General features: G+C 65.2%; 13 protein-coding genes. 2 read left to right on the top strand and 11 right to left on the bottom strand.

All coding sequences use genetic code 11. The features are described from left to right. Positions 1-43 precede the first annotated feature (43 nt). The 4 genes from recJ to PVU19_RS06825 all read right to left on the bottom strand — a co-directional run bounded on the left by recJ (position 44) and on the right by PVU19_RS06825 (position 4,610). Positions 44-1,792 (bottom strand): single-stranded-DNA-specific exonuclease RecJ, encoded by a 1,749-nt coding sequence (gene recJ / locus PVU19_RS06810; RefSeq protein ID WP_050661989.1) that lies wholly within the window; start codon positions 1,790-1,792, stop codon positions 44-46. Between the two features lie 90 nt (positions 1,793-1,882). Further along, a complete protein-coding gene (gene glpX, locus PVU19_RS06815; RefSeq protein WP_050661990.1) occupies positions 1,883-2,848 on the bottom strand; it encodes a class II fructose-bisphosphatase in 966 nt (321 codons plus the stop codon). A gap of 82 nt (positions 2,849-2,930) precedes the next feature. Beyond that, complete coding sequence (locus tag PVU19_RS06820; RefSeq protein WP_050661991.1) at positions 2,931-4,217, bottom strand: homoserine dehydrogenase; 1,287 nt, start codon at positions 4,215-4,217, stop codon at positions 2,931-2,933. Positions 4,218-4,313: 96 nt separating this feature from the next. Continuing rightward, positions 4,314-4,610 carry a hypothetical protein gene (locus PVU19_RS06825; protein ID WP_050661992.1) on the bottom strand — a complete coding sequence of 99 codons (297 nt, stop codon included), beginning with the start codon at positions 4,608-4,610 and terminating at the stop codon, positions 4,314-4,316. Between the two features lie 106 nt (positions 4,611-4,716). Between PVU19_RS06825 and PVU19_RS06830 the strand changes: the two genes are divergently transcribed. Together PVU19_RS06830 and PVU19_RS06835 are read left to right on the top strand one after the other, a co-directional pair. Then, the gene (locus PVU19_RS06830; RefSeq protein ID WP_050661993.1) at positions 4,717-5,325 is read left to right on the top strand and encodes a TetR/AcrR family transcriptional regulator; all 609 of its coding nucleotides are present in this window, start codon (positions 4,717-4,719) and stop codon (positions 5,323-5,325) included. A gap of 235 nt (positions 5,326-5,560) precedes the next feature. After that, positions 5,561-6,121, top strand: coding sequence for a fasciclin domain-containing protein (locus tag PVU19_RS06835; RefSeq protein ID WP_050661994.1), 561 nt, complete (start codon positions 5,561-5,563; stop codon positions 6,119-6,121). Between the two features lie 62 nt (positions 6,122-6,183). Here PVU19_RS06835 and PVU19_RS06840 read toward each other — a convergent pair whose 3' ends face one another. The 7 genes from PVU19_RS06840 to PVU19_RS06870 all read right to left on the bottom strand — a co-directional run bounded on the left by PVU19_RS06840 (position 6,184) and on the right by PVU19_RS06870 (position 12,658). Further along, positions 6,184-6,837, bottom strand: a complete 654-nt coding sequence (locus tag PVU19_RS06840; protein WP_050661995.1) for a Crp/Fnr family transcriptional regulator — start codon at positions 6,835-6,837, stop codon at positions 6,184-6,186. After that, entirely contained in the window at positions 6,837-7,709 is an 873-nt protein-coding gene (mmsB, locus tag PVU19_RS06845) for a 3-hydroxyisobutyrate dehydrogenase (RefSeq protein WP_050661996.1), read from the bottom strand. Before mmsB ends, PVU19_RS06840 begins: the two co-directional genes overlap by 1 nt. Then, entirely contained in the window at positions 7,706-8,758 is a 1,053-nt protein-coding gene (locus tag PVU19_RS06850) for an enoyl-CoA hydratase/isomerase family protein (protein ID WP_050661997.1), read from the bottom strand. The genes mmsB and PVU19_RS06850 overlap by 4 nt, the downstream gene beginning before the upstream one ends. Further along, the gene (locus PVU19_RS06855) at positions 8,755-9,897 is read right to left on the bottom strand and encodes an acyl-CoA dehydrogenase family protein (RefSeq protein WP_050661998.1); all 1,143 of its coding nucleotides are present in this window, start codon (positions 9,895-9,897) and stop codon (positions 8,755-8,757) included. The genes PVU19_RS06850 and PVU19_RS06855 overlap by 4 nt, the downstream gene beginning before the upstream one ends. A gap of 151 nt (positions 9,898-10,048) precedes the next feature. Beyond that, complete coding sequence (locus PVU19_RS06860) at positions 10,049-10,600, bottom strand: L,D-transpeptidase (RefSeq protein ID WP_050661999.1); 552 nt, start codon at positions 10,598-10,600, stop codon at positions 10,049-10,051. A gap of 117 nt (positions 10,601-10,717) precedes the next feature. After that, on the bottom strand, positions 10,718-11,851 hold the full coding sequence (locus PVU19_RS06865; protein WP_050662000.1) for a carboxylate-amine ligase: 1,134 nt from the start codon (positions 11,849-11,851) through the stop codon (positions 10,718-10,720). A 126-nt stretch (positions 11,852-11,977) separates the two neighbouring features. Next, positions 11,978-12,658, bottom strand: a complete 681-nt coding sequence (locus PVU19_RS06870; RefSeq protein ID WP_050662001.1) for a VPLPA-CTERM sorting domain-containing protein — start codon at positions 12,656-12,658, stop codon at positions 11,978-11,980. Between the last annotated feature and the right edge of the window lie 297 nt (positions 12,659-12,955).

Raw genomic sequence — 12,955 nt, forward strand, 5'->3', positions numbered from 1 at the left:
CAAAAATCGACATGGCCGGTTTCGCGCCGCCTCGGGGGCCGGATCACAGGGCCGGCGCGGCGTCCTCAAGGCGCAGTTGCACCGATCTGCGCCCGCCCCATGTGTTGATGTCGAGCCGTCCGGCAAGATGAAAGCGTGCGCCGCCATGTCCCGTCAGCGCGGGCCCCAGCGGCCCGTCAAACGCCCCGAAGGCGATCGCCTCGAGGCTCGCGCCCAGCCCGTCACCAAAGCGCAGCTTGAGGTGGTTGCCGCCCAGTTGCTTGGCATAGCTGATCTGACAATCGGGAAAGACATAACGCGGCCCCGGCGCACCGGCCCCGAACGGCCCCGCGGCCTCGATCTGCTCGACCAGTTCGATCGTCGCCGCCCCCGGCATCAGCATCCCGTCAAGGCGCAGGTCGGCGGGCCCGGCCTGACCGGCCCCCTGACGGGCCAGCAGATCCGAGAGCCGTGCCATCGCCTCCTCCAGCCGGTCGCGCGCCACGGTGAGGCCCGCCGCCATCTTGTGCCCGCCGCCCTTGATCAGCAGCCCCTCAGAGGCCAGCCGCTGAATGGCGGCGCCCAGATCGACGCCGCTGATTGAGCGGCCCGATCCCTTGCCCTCGTCGCCCTCGAGCCCGATCACGATGGCCGGGCGGTTGGCGGTCTCCTTCAGGCGGCTGGCGACGATGCCGACAACGCCGGGATGCCAGCCCTCGCCCGCCGCCCACACAAGCGGCGCGTCAAAGCCACGCGCCTCGGCCTGGTCCAGTGCGGCATCGCGCACCATGGCCTGGACCTCGCGCCGCTCGGTGTTGAGCTGATCGAGCCGCTCGGCCATGGCGCGCGCCTCGGAGGCGCTCTGGCAGGCCAGCAGCCGCGCACCCAGATCGGCCTTGCCGATGCGCCCGCCCGCGTTGATGCGCGGTCCCAGCAGAAAACCCAGATGGTACGCATTGGGCGTGGCATCCATCCGCGCCACATCCGCCAGCGCCACCAGACCGGGGCGTTCGCGCCGCGCCATGATCCGCAGCCCCTGCCGCACGAAGGCCCGGTTCACGCCGATGAGCGGGGCCACATCCGCCACCGTCGCCAGCGCCACCAGATCGAGCATCGCCATCAGGTCGGGGCCTTGGCGTCCGGCGTCGCGCAGCTGCCGTCCGGCCTCGACCAGCAGCAGGAACACCACAGCAGCGGCACAAAGATGCGCCAGATCGCCGCTTTCGTCCTGCCGGTTGGGGTTCACCACCGCCAGTGCGGGCGGCAGCGTCTCACCGCCCAGATGGTGATCGAGCACGACCACGTCGGCCCCTGCGGCGGCGGCGATGGCGTCATGGCTCAGCGTGCCGCAATCGACGCAGAGGATCAGATCATGCCGCGCCGCCAGATCGCGCATCGCGGGCTCATTGGGGCCATAGCCTTCGTCGATCCGGTCGGGGATATAAAGCGTCGGTTCGGGTGCGCGCATCTGGCTCAGCCAGTCGATCAGAAGCGCTGCTGAGGTGCCGCCATCGACATCGTAATCGGCAAAGATCGCGATCCGCTCGCCCGTCGTCACCGCCTGTAGAAACCGCGTGGCGGCGGGCTCCATGTCGCGCAAGTCGCGCGGGTCGGGCAGCAGGTCGCGCAGGGCCGGGGCGAGATAGGTCTGCGCCTCGGCGCTCTCGACCCCAAGCCGCGCGAGGGTCTGGCAGAGCGGACGGGGCAGGGCGGTGACCTGCGCCATGGCCTCGGCCTGCCGATCCACCTCTACGCCCGGCCCGATCCAGCGCCGCCCGCACAGCGAGTTCTCCACACCCAGATACGCCGTCATGCCCGCGCCCCGGCTTCATCTTGCCGGAAATATTCCGGGGGAGTCGCCGCCTGCGGCGACGGGGGCAGCGCCCCCAGCCCTGTCGCGCGATCAGTCACGCTTGCTGCGATAGATCATCCGCCGCACCGAGCCGGTGCGCGAGCGCATCAGCACGGTCTCGGTCTCGACGAAACCGGGGCGGCGCTGCACGCCCTTGACGATCGAGCCGTCGGTGACGCCGGTGGCGGCAAAGATCACGTCCGAGGTGACCATCTCGTCGCGGGCATAGACCCGGTCGAAATCGGTGATCCCGGCCTTCTGCGCACGCGCCCGCTCGTCGTCGTTGCGAAAGACTAACCGTCCCCACATCTGCCCGCCCATGCATTTGAGCGCCGAGGCCGCGAGCACGCCTTCGGGCGCGCCGCCGGTGCCCATATACATGTCGATGCCGGTGCGCTCGGATTCCGCGCAATGGATCACGCCGGCCACGTCGCCATCGGTGATCAGGTAGACGGCGGCCCCGGTTTCGCGCAACTCCGCGATCATCTCCTGATGGCGCGGGCGTTCGAGCACGCAGACGGTGATCTCCGACGGGCGGCAGCCGCGCGCCTTGGCCAATGCTTCGACCCGTTCGCGCGGAGACATCGACAAAGAGACGACGCCCTCGGGGTATCCCGGCCCGATCGCCAGCTTGTCCATGTAGGTGTCGGGCGCATGCAGCAGCGTGCCGCGCGGGGCCATCGCGATCACCGTCAGCGCATTGGGCATCGCCTTGGCGGTCAGCGTGGTGCCTTCCAGCGGGTCGAGCGCGATATCGACGCCGGGGCCTTCGCCGGTGCCGACCTCTTCGCCGATGAACAGCATCGGGGCCTCGTCACGCTCGCCTTCGCCGATCACCACCACGCCCTTGATGTTGAGCATGTTGAGCTGGTCGCGCATCGCGTTGACGGCGGCCTGATCGGCGGCCTTCTCGTCGCCGCGCCCGATAAGATCGGCGCAGGCAAGCGCTGCCTGTTCGGCGACGCGCGCCAGCCCGAGCGAGAGCGTGCGGTCGTTGAAGGCGGTGTCAGAGGTCATGGGATGGTCCTTGCAAATATGGGTCAAAGCAGCATTAGCGCCCGCGCCGCCCGCGCACAAGGGCGGGGCCGGGGCGTGGGTTTCAGACGGTTTCGATCCGCAGCGCCACCGGATCGCCCGCCAGCACATCGAGCCGCCGGATGCCGGTCAATGCCGTGTCGAGCGCGTCGCGATTGGTCTTGTGGGTGACGATCAGAACCGGCGCGGTGGCATCGTCATGGCGATACTGCCGCATCCGGTCGATGGAAATCCCCGCCTCGCCCAGCAACGTCGCCACCTTGGCGAGCGCGCCGGGCTTGTCGTCAAGCGACATGCGCAGGTAATAGCGCGCGGGCGTGGCGCTGCTGGCCTGCGCGCAGGGTTTGAGCATGGCGGCGGGCTGACCGAAGGTCGAGATGCGGAAGCCGCGCGCGATATCCATCACGTCGCCCATCACTGCACTTGCCGTCGGGCCCATGCCCGCGCCGGGGCCGCGCAGCACGATCTGTTCGACCTGATCGCCTTCGAGCACCACCATGTTGGTGCCGCCCTCAAGCTGGCCAATCGGGCTTTTCGCCGGGACAAGGCAGGGCGACATGCGCTGTTCCAGCCCGCGCCCGGTCATCTGCGCCACGCCCAGAAGCTTGATCCGGTAGCCCATGTCGGCGGCGTGACGGATATCGTCGAGGGTGATGTCCTGAATGCCTTCGAGCGCCACGCCGTCGAAATCGACCTGGCAGCCAAAGGCGATCGAGGACAGAAGCGCCAGCTTGTGGCCCGCGTCGATGCCGCCCACGTCGAGATTGGGATCGGCCTCGAGATAGCCCAGCTTGTCGGCCTCCTCAAAGAGCGCGTTATAGCCCTGGCCGGTGGCCTGCATCCGCGTCAGGATATAGTTGCAGGTGCCGTTCATCACGCCCATCACGCGGGTGATGTCATTGCCCGCCAGCCCCTCGGTCAGCGCCTTGATCACCGGGATGCCGCCCGCGACCGCCGCCTCGAAGCGGATGACGCGTCCGGCCTCTTCGGCGGCGAGTGCCAGGGCATGGCCGTGATGCGCGAGCATCGCCTTGTTGGCGGTGACCACGTCCTTGCCTGCCGCGATGGCGGCCTCGGTCGCGGCCTTGGCGGGCCCGTCGGAGCCGCCCATCAGTTCCACGAACACGTCCACATCGTCGCGCTTGGCCAGCGCGACCGGATCATCCTCCCACGCGTAATCGCCGAGGTTCACGCCGCGATCCTTGTCGCGGGTGCGGGCCGAGACGGCGGTGATCGTGATCGGACGGCCCGCGCGCGCGGCGAGTGTCTCGGCCTTTTGGCGCACGATGCGGACAACGCCGGTGCCGACGGTGCCGAGACCGGCAATGCCAAGGCGCAGGGGGGTGGTCATGGGGCTCTCCGATCATCGCTGTCCAGTGGTTGAGCCGCGATGTAACGGGTTCGGATGGTCCTTGCAACGCAGGGCGCACCTGTCGGGGGCGGGTTTTTATCGGGTGACGCCGGTTTGCATCCGCGCCTGCGTCTCGGCGTCGATCACCGGGGCGTCGAGACGGGCCGCGCGGGCGCGCAAGCGGTCGGCACGGCTTTGCAGTTCGGGGGCGGTGCGCTCGTCGCTGCGCGGCGGCGGTACCTGGCCGGTGATCTCGCCTGCCGGGACCAGTTCGAGATAGGAAAGATCGGCGCGGTTATCGCTGATCTCGTCCGGGAGGGCGGGCAATTCGGTACACCCGGCAAAGAGCGCAAGCGCGAGGGCGGCCAGGGCGGCAGAGAGACGAGGGCGCATGGGCGGGCGGTCCTTTGCGGGCGATTGATGTCTTTCTTGCCATTCTTTGGCGGGGCAGGGCAAGCGGGGCTTTGATCTGAACGGATGTTCAGTTAAACCGGTGGGCATGGCACGCACCCAAGGCTCGCATTCCGACATCACCGGCCCGCGCATCCGCGCGGCGGCGCTTTCGCTATTTGCCCGCCATGGCTATGCCGCCGTCTCGATGCGGCAGATCGCGGGCGAGGTGGGGGTGCAGGCCGGTGCGCTCTACAATTACACGCCGGACAAGCAGACGCTGCTGTTCGAGCTGATGCGCACGCATATGGAGGACCTGCTGTCGGCCTGGGATACTGAGGCCCCGCAGGCGGGCGGCGCGATGGTGCAGCTTGAGGCGTTCACCCGCTTTCACATCCGCTTCAACACCAGCCGCGCCGAGGCGGTCTTTGTGTCCTACATGGAGTTGCGCAATCTCAGCCCGGAGAATTTCGAGTTGATCGAGGGCTTGCGGCGCGACTACGAGACGCGGCTCGAGGCGATCTTGCGCGCCGGTGCCGAGGCGCGCGTAATGGTGGTCACCGAGCCGCGCATCGCCAGCATGGCGCTGATCGCCATGCTGACGGGGGTGAACACCTGGTTCCGCGAAAAGGGCCGGTTGTCGCTGGCACAGGTCGAGGCGGTCTATTGGGACATGGTGCGCCGGTCCGTGGCGGGCGAGGCCGGGTTGGGCGCTTGAACGGGGTAGGGCCCGGTGTGGTGCTGGCCTGAAACGGATCTTGAAGCGATGCGCAGCAGCCTTCGGCCTTGGTCCGCGCAGGTGATTCAATTGAAGTTCAACTCCAAACCAAACCCGACCAGGCCCCCCCCCCCGGTAAAAAATCTCTGAAACTCTTTCGCCCCCCGCGTCGTGCCTCCCCATGACCTTTGGCCATATTGCCGGGGGCATTGCTATCCAACCGAGGAGACACGACATGACACCCAAGAAAATTTTCGCAGCCACCGGCGCGCTTGCCCTGACCGCCACCATGGCGCTTGCCGCGATGGACAATCCGATGGTCGGCGGCGCCGAGATGTATCCCGAAAAGAACATCATCGAGAATGCCGTCAATTCCGCCGATCACGAAACCCTTGTCGCCGCCGTCAAGGCCGCTGGCCTCGTCGAGACGCTGCAGGGCGAGGGGCCGTTTACCGTGTTCGCGCCCACCGATGCCGCCTTCGGCATGCTCAAAGACGGCGCGGTCGAGGCGCTGCTCGAGCCCGAAGCCAAGAAACAGCTGACCCAGATCCTGACCTGCCACGTCGTCGGCGCCGATGCGATGGCCATGGCGATTAAGGGCATGATCGACGATGATGGCGGCATGCATGTCGTGCCGACGCTCGGCGGGTGCGAGCTCAAGGCGACCTATTCGGGTGACAAAATCATGCTCGAGGACGAGCGCGGGCGCGTGATCAACGTGACCATCGCCGATGTGAAACAGTCAAACGGCGTGATTCACGTGGTCGACCGGGTCATTCTGCCGCCGCGTCCCTGATCGCGCGCCAAATCCACAAGGCCCATGACTCGAACGGGGTGGCGCGCAGCGCCGCCCCGTTTTCACGCGTCGAGGCTGGCCAACTCGCCCAGGGTCCCGGCGTCGAGAATTCGTACCACGCCGCGATCCAGCGCGACGATCCCGCGCCGCGCCAGCGCATCGAGACGGCGCGAGACCACCTCGCGCGCCGTGCCGATCATCACCGCGATCTCGGCATGCGTCGCCTTCAACGTGTCGCCCTCGGCCCGCTCCAGCAGGCATTGCGCCAGCCGCGTCTCGATCCGTTGAAAGGCGACGCGATCCAGCAGGTGCATCATGGATTGCAGGCGCTGCGCAAAGGCCGCGAACACGAATTTGCGGAACACGTCCGACACATCCATCAGGTGCAGGAAGGTGTCGCGCGGCACCAGTACCAGTTCGCTCTCGCTCCGCGCGACCGCCTCGCCGGAATAGTCCTCGCCGCCCATCAGCCCGAGCGTGGACTGCACGCAGCTTTGCCCAGGCTCCACCGCGTAGAGCAGCATCTCGCGCCCCGACGCGCCGGTCAGGAACACTTCGACCCGGCCTTCAAGTACGATCACGAAGCCCTTGACCGTCTCGCCGGGGTGAAACAGCACCTGTCCCGCAGGCACGCGCATCGGGGTCAGCCGGTCGAGCAGCGCCACCGCCTCCGGCTCCAGCACAGGCAGGCCGGGCGCGCGCGCGACCCAGCCCATCAGCCGCGTCCGCGCGTCTCGAATCGCGGCAGCATGGCCGAGAAATCACGCCCCTTGCCGTCTTCCTTCTCGACGAATTCCGCATAGAGATCACAGGCCGCGCGGCCCATCGGCGTGTCGGCATCGACCGTCTCGGCGGCCTGCTGCGACAGCCGCAGATCCTTGAGCATCAGATCAGCGGCAAAGCCCGGCTGATAGCCATTATCGGCAGGCGATTTCGGGCCGATGCCGGGGGCCGGGCAATAGGCGTTCATCGACCAGCTATAGCCCGAGGAGGTCGAGACGACGTCGAACATCGCCTGTCGCTCCAGTCCCAGCTTGTCGGCTAGCGTAAAGGCCTCACAGGTGGCGATCATGGTCGCCCCGAGGATCATGTTGTTGCAGATCTTGGCCGCCTGACCGTTGCCGGACGGGCCACAGTGCACCGCCTTTTGTCCCATGATGTCAAAAAGTTCGCGGGCGATGTCAAACCCCGCCTCATCGCCGCCCACCATGAAGGTCAGCGTGCCGCCCGCCGCGCCGCCGACCCCGCCCGACACCGGCGCATCGAGCGCCGAAAGCCCTGCGGCCTGCGCCTGCGCCGCGACGTCACGCGCGCTTTCGACATCGACGGTCGAGCAATCGAGCAGCACCGCGCCCGTCTCCATCGCCGGGATCACCTCATCCGCCACGCGGCGCAGGATATCGCCATTGGGCAGCATGGTGATCACCACCCGTGCACCCTCTGCCGCGGTAGCGGCACTGCCCGCCATTTTGATGCCTTCGATCTTGACGTCGGCCATGTCAAAGCCCGTCACCTCATGCCCGGCCTTGGCCAGATTGGCCGCCATGGGCCCGCCCATGTTGCCCAGCCCGATGAACCCGATCTTCATGTCGTTGCCTCCCTTTCGAATGTCAGCGCGTCCGCCCCGAGAGGCATCAGCATGGATGAGACCGCCGTGCCCGGCAGGCAGTCCAGCGCGTGTTGCCAGTGCGGATCACGGTCCTTGTCGATGATCGCGGCGCGAATGCCCTCGAGGAAATCGCCCTTGTCCATCGCACGATAGGTGAAACGATATTCAAGGCCAAGCGCGCGGCGGATATCCGCGCCGGGGCCGCGCAGCCGGTGGATCATCTCGACCGCGCAGGCCATCGACAGCGGCGAGCCGCGCGACATCGCCTTGAGCGCCTTGGCGGTGAAGTCGCTGTCCTCGGTGCGCAGCGAATTGACGATATCGCCCAGACGTTCGCCGCCGAAATGTGCGGCGACCTGTGGCTCGATACTGCGCAGACTGCCGGTCGGGGGCGTCTCCGCCACAGCGTCGATCACCGCCGGATCGCCTGTCTCGACCAGCGCCGCCATCAAGTCTTTCCACTTCAGCTGCGGCACGTAAACATCTGCAAAGCCGCAATATATCGCGTCCTCCGGTCCCATGCGCGTGCCGGTGGTCCCCAGATATTCCCCCATCCGCCCCGGTGCCCGCGCCAGCAAGAGCGAGCCGCCCACATCCGGCACCAGCCCAATGCCGCATTCGGGCATCGCCACTTGCGTGCTCTCGCAGGTGACGCGGTGCGACCCGTGGCACGAAATGCCCACGCCACCGCCCATGACAAAGCCCTGCATCAGCGCGACATAGGGTTTGGGATATTCGGCGATCTTGGCGTTCAGCCGGTATTCATCGGCCCAGAACCGCCGCCCATAGGCGAAATCTCCGGCACGGCCGCTGTCGTAAAGCTGCTGAATGTCGCCGCCCGCGCAAAAGGCCTTGTCGCCCTCGGCGTCGATCAGCACCAGCGCCACCTCAGGGTCGTCGCGCCAATCGTCCAGCGCCGCCTCGATGGCCATCGCCATGTCGTAACTCAACGCATTCAAGGCCTTGGGTCGGGTCAGGGTGATCCGTCCGGCGCGGCCGTCCTTGCGAATATGGATATCGCCGCTCATTTGTCCGCCAGCATCTGCCGCGCCACGATCAGGCGCATGATCTCGTTGGTGCCTTCGAGGATTTCATGCACCCGCAGGTCGCGCACCAGCTTTTCGATCCCGTAATCGGCCAGGTAACCATAACCACCATGCAGTTGCAGGCATTGGTTGACGATGCGACTGCCCGCCTCGGTCACGAACGTCTTGGCCATGGCGCAGAACTTGGGGGCGTCGGGCGCCTCATGGTCCAGCTTCCACGCCGCCTGCCGCAGGAATGTGCGCGCGGCCTGCAATTCGATCTCCATGTCGGCAAGGCGGAATTGCAGCGCCTGAAACTGGTCAATCGGTTTTCCAAAGGCCTTTCTCTCGGCCATATAGCTCAGCGTCATGCTCAGCGCCTGCTGTGCTGCGCCCAGCGAGCAAGCCGCGATGTTCAAACGCCCGCCATTCAGCCCATTCATCGCATATGTGAAACCTTTGCCCTCTTCGCCCACCAGATCAGCGGCAGAAATGTTGCAATTGTCGAACTGCACCTGCCGCGTCGGCTGACTGCGCCAGCCCATTTTATCCTCCAGCCCGCCATAGCTGAGGCCCTTTGTGCCGTCCTCGACATAGACCGTCGAGATCCCCTTGGGTCCGTCGCCCCCGGTACGCACCATCACAACGTAAGCGTCCGAATATCCGCCGCCCGAGATGAACGCCTTGGTGCCGTTCAGGGTGTAGCCCTCGTTGGTGCGCTCGGCGCGGGTCTTGAGCGCGGCGGCGTCCGAGCCAGAGCCGGGTTCGGTCAGGCAATAGGACAGCACCGTTTCCATCGTCATCGCCTTGGGCAGCACCCGCGCCTTGATCTCGTCGCTGCCGAACTTGTCGATCATCTTGGCGCACATGTTGTGGATCGACAGGAACGCCGCGACCGACGGGCAGGCCATCGACAGCGCCTCGAAGACCAGCGTCGCATCCAGCCGCGTGAGGCCAGAGCCGCCCGCCTCCTCGCTCACGTATAGCCCGCCGAACCCGAGCGCGGCGATCTCCGGCCACAACTCCTTGGGAATGGTGCCCTCGCGCTCCCACGCACGGGCATGCGGCGCGATGCGGTCCTGTCCAAAGGCATGCGCCATGTCGAAAATGGCGGTCTGTTCCTCGCTGAGGGCAAAGTCCATCACGGGCTCCTGTTCGCTGAAATGAACGCTTGTTTAATTAGCAACTATTGCAGAACTTTTGCAAGGCGCAACGCTCTCCGGTCGGGATGCGACAAAAGAAAACGCCCCGAGGGGTAACCCGGGGCGCTGATGCTTTGCAAGGGCGGTGCGGTCAGAGCAACAGCACCTGCGTGCCGACTTGCGCCATGCCGAACAGCTCTTCGATATGCCGGTTATAAAGCCCGATGCAGCCCGAGGAGGACTGCCGCCCGATCTTGCGGGTGTCATGCGTTCCATGCACCAGATAGGCGGGCCAGCTCAGATACATCGCATGGGTGCCCAGCGGGTTGTCCGGGCCGGGCGGCATATAGGCGGGCAGCGTCGGATCACGCTCGCGCATGGATTGGGTCGGCGTCCAGTCGGGGCCGACACGCTTGCGCACGATCTCGGTATAGCCGCGCCGGGTCAGTTCTTCGGTCATCGGTACCGACGAGGGGTAGAGCGCATAGGTCTCGCCATCCGGGCCCCAGTAATGCACGGCGCGGCTGTCGATATCGGCCAGCAGGCAGCCCTCGCCCAGACTGTCGAAATGATCGCGCCAGTCGCGTTTGACAAAGGCCGAGGCGTTGCGGCGGTTCACGGTCTCGGCGCGCAGTAGGCCGGGCATGGCCAGCGCGGCAATACCGGTGGCGATGGCGGTGCGGCGGGTGAAGTTCGGGGTCATCGTGCTCGGTCCTCTTGGTCGGGATTATCGCCCGTACATAGGAAGGACTGCCCCGGATGCGTAGGGGGCGTCGCACATTTGGTCCGAGTGCTCACAGAATTGTCATCCGTGCCGGGCCTATAGGTCGGCGTGGTATTCCTCGATCAGGTGCCGCACCACCGATTGCAGCGCCTCGGCCTCGGTCTCTCCGGTGGCGCGGGCGGCGGCAAAGACCGCGCGCTGCCGCTCGGAACTTGTGCCACGGTCAAGCATATCGCGGGCATGTTCGACCTCGGCCACCGCGTCGAAGAATTGCGCATCTTCCTGAATCAATTCTATTATTTCCTCGACCAGCGCGGCCATATCGACAATCTCGCCCCTCCCGAAGTCGATCAGCCCCTCGGTGGTGCCATAGCGTTGCGCCCGCCAGCGGTTCTCCGAGACCAGAAATCCGTCATAGATCCGCCAGCGCTGATTGTGGATCGCCAGCCGCCACAGCATGCGCGCCAGCGATTGCGTCAATGCTGCCAGCGTCAGCGCGTCCTCCAGCCGGGGCTGCACATCGCAGATCCGCGATTCCAGCGTCGGAAAGCGCGACGAGGGGCGCAGATCCCACCAGATCTTGCTGGCATCCTCGATTGCGCCCAGTTCAACCAGCGCCTGCACCGAGCGGTCGAACTCGCTATAACTCTCCATCCGGGGCGGCGGGCCCGTGCGCGGCAGGTTGTCGAACACCGTCAGCCGGTAACAGCTCAGCCCGGTATCCTGCCCCTGCCAGAACGGCGAGGAGCAACTCAGTGCCAGCAGATGCGGCAGGAAATAGCTCAACTGATTCATCAGGTCGATGCGCCGGTCGGGCGGCTCGATTCCGACATGCACATGCATGCCGCAGATCAGCATCCGCCGCACCACGCCCGCCAGATCGTGCTGCAATTCGTTATAGCGTTTCTTGTCGGTATGGGTCTGGCTGCGCCAATCGGAAAACGGGTGGCACGAGGCGGCGATAGGCGCGAGGTTATGTTCCCTGGCGTGGCGCGCCACGGTGCTGCGCAGGCGCTTGAGATCCTCGCGCGCCTCGCCGATGGTGCGGCAGACGCGGGTGCCGATTTCGATCTGGCAATTGAGGAATTCGGGGCTGACCTGATCCTGCAGGTCCTGCTCGCACGCCGTCATCAGCGCCTCGGGCGCGTTGGCCAGGGCAAGGCTGTCGAGATCGACGAGAAGATATTCCTCTTCCACGCCGATGGTGAAATCGGGGCTGATATAGGCCATTCGCGTCGCTCTCCCGCCGTGGTCGGTGCCGTGGCTGTCAGTTCAGCATGGTTCTCCGGGGGTAGGCAAGAAAAAGGGGCGGCACCGAGGCCGCCCCTTGTCACGATGTTCTGTCGTATTGCGCTGTCACGCGGCCTTGCGGCGGCGACGGAGCGCGGCAAGGCCGCCAATCCCAGCGATCATCAGCCAGCCAGCCGCAGGCAGAGGAACTGCCGAGATGTTGGCGTAAATGCCGAGGGTAGATGTTTCACCTTCTTCATTCGACCACGATCCGTTCGAAAAAGTACCAAAGGCGCCATCAATTTTGGCGAAGTAGCTCGTAACGGTAACACCTTGGCCCAGATCAAGCGGGACCCCAAGCCCAAAATCAAAAAGGCCATCAAGTACGAGTGTCGCTATACCATCCGGGTTTCCCCCGCTCGTGTTGGTCACTGAGAACGTAACCCCTTCGGTACCGGCAATATCGCTCGGGCTGTCATAGTCGAGAGTGAGAGTCGCGTCAGCATCGAAACTTGGTGAAAAAGTCGGAAACGAACTGGCGTTTTCCCACGTCAGTTGGCCAACCTTCTGCTCGCTGTTCCCCAAAGGAACAGGTGCGTTGAAGCCAAAGTTGTCGATTGTGAGAGTGCTCTGCGGATTAACGAGGCTAGCTCCCGGCCAAGTGAGCTGGTTGCCCGATGCGCTCACATTAAACCCGTCTTCCGAAGTAAATTCTCCACTACTGCTTCCGATCAAAGTCGCAGCGGACGCGCCGGTCGCCATTCCTGCGACCAATGCTGACGCGATCAGAAATTTCTTTATAGTCATAACATACCCCCATAATGGTCTGGCCGCCCGGAGAACCCGTCGCCCAAGTGATCATCACACTGCCTCAATACCGCCATATTTTCAACAATCGACTGGCTCTTCGGGGAACTTTGGAGAGGTGTCGGAAATTTTGTTTCCTGTCGCATGGTTATTGTCGCATCTATCGGTAGATTGTTCATAATTTCGAAACGGCGAAATCAATCACAGGGTGCATTGCACTATAATGTTGAACCTAGGGTGGCGGCGGATCGAAACAGCACGAATCGCGTGAGGTTAGGTTGCCAGGGGACAACACTG

This window comes from Roseovarius tolerans, from assembly GCF_028885395.1.
Classification (GTDB): domain Bacteria; phylum Pseudomonadota; class Alphaproteobacteria; order Rhodobacterales; family Rhodobacteraceae; genus Roseovarius; species Roseovarius tolerans.

Excerpts from the sequence above, each read along its gene's own strand:
- recJ (WP_050661989.1), bottom strand. The coding sequence starts at position 1,792 with ATGACGGCGTATCTGGGTGTGGAGAACTCGCTGTGCGGGCGGCGCTGG.
- glpX (WP_050661990.1), bottom strand. The coding sequence starts at position 2,848 with ATGACCTCTGACACCGCCTTCAACGACCGCACGCTCTCGCTCGGGCTG.
- PVU19_RS06820 (WP_050661991.1), bottom strand. The coding sequence starts at position 4,217 with ATGACCACCCCCCTGCGCCTTGGCATTGCCGGTCTCGGCACCGTCGGC.
- PVU19_RS06825 (WP_050661992.1), bottom strand. The coding sequence starts at position 4,610 with ATGCGCCCTCGTCTCTCTGCCGCCCTGGCCGCCCTCGCGCTTGCGCTC.
- PVU19_RS06830 (WP_050661993.1), top strand. The coding sequence starts at position 4,717 with ATGGCACGCACCCAAGGCTCGCATTCCGACATCACCGGCCCGCGCATC.
- PVU19_RS06835 (WP_050661994.1), top strand. The coding sequence starts at position 5,561 with ATGACACCCAAGAAAATTTTCGCAGCCACCGGCGCGCTTGCCCTGACC.
- PVU19_RS06840 (WP_050661995.1), bottom strand. The coding sequence starts at position 6,837 with ATGGGCTGGGTCGCGCGCGCGCCCGGCCTGCCTGTGCTGGAGCCGGAG.
- mmsB (WP_050661996.1), bottom strand. The coding sequence starts at position 7,709 with ATGAAGATCGGGTTCATCGGGCTGGGCAACATGGGCGGGCCCATGGCG.
- PVU19_RS06850 (WP_050661997.1), bottom strand. The coding sequence starts at position 8,758 with ATGAGCGGCGATATCCATATTCGCAAGGACGGCCGCGCCGGACGGATC.
- PVU19_RS06855 (WP_050661998.1), bottom strand. The coding sequence starts at position 9,897 with ATGGACTTTGCCCTCAGCGAGGAACAGACCGCCATTTTCGACATGGCG.
- PVU19_RS06860 (WP_050661999.1), bottom strand. The coding sequence starts at position 10,600 with ATGACCCCGAACTTCACCCGCCGCACCGCCATCGCCACCGGTATTGCC.
- PVU19_RS06865 (WP_050662000.1), bottom strand. The coding sequence starts at position 11,851 with ATGGCCTATATCAGCCCCGATTTCACCATCGGCGTGGAAGAGGAATAT.
- PVU19_RS06870 (WP_050662001.1), bottom strand. The coding sequence starts at position 12,658 with ATGACTATAAAGAAATTTCTGATCGCGTCAGCATTGGTCGCAGGAATG.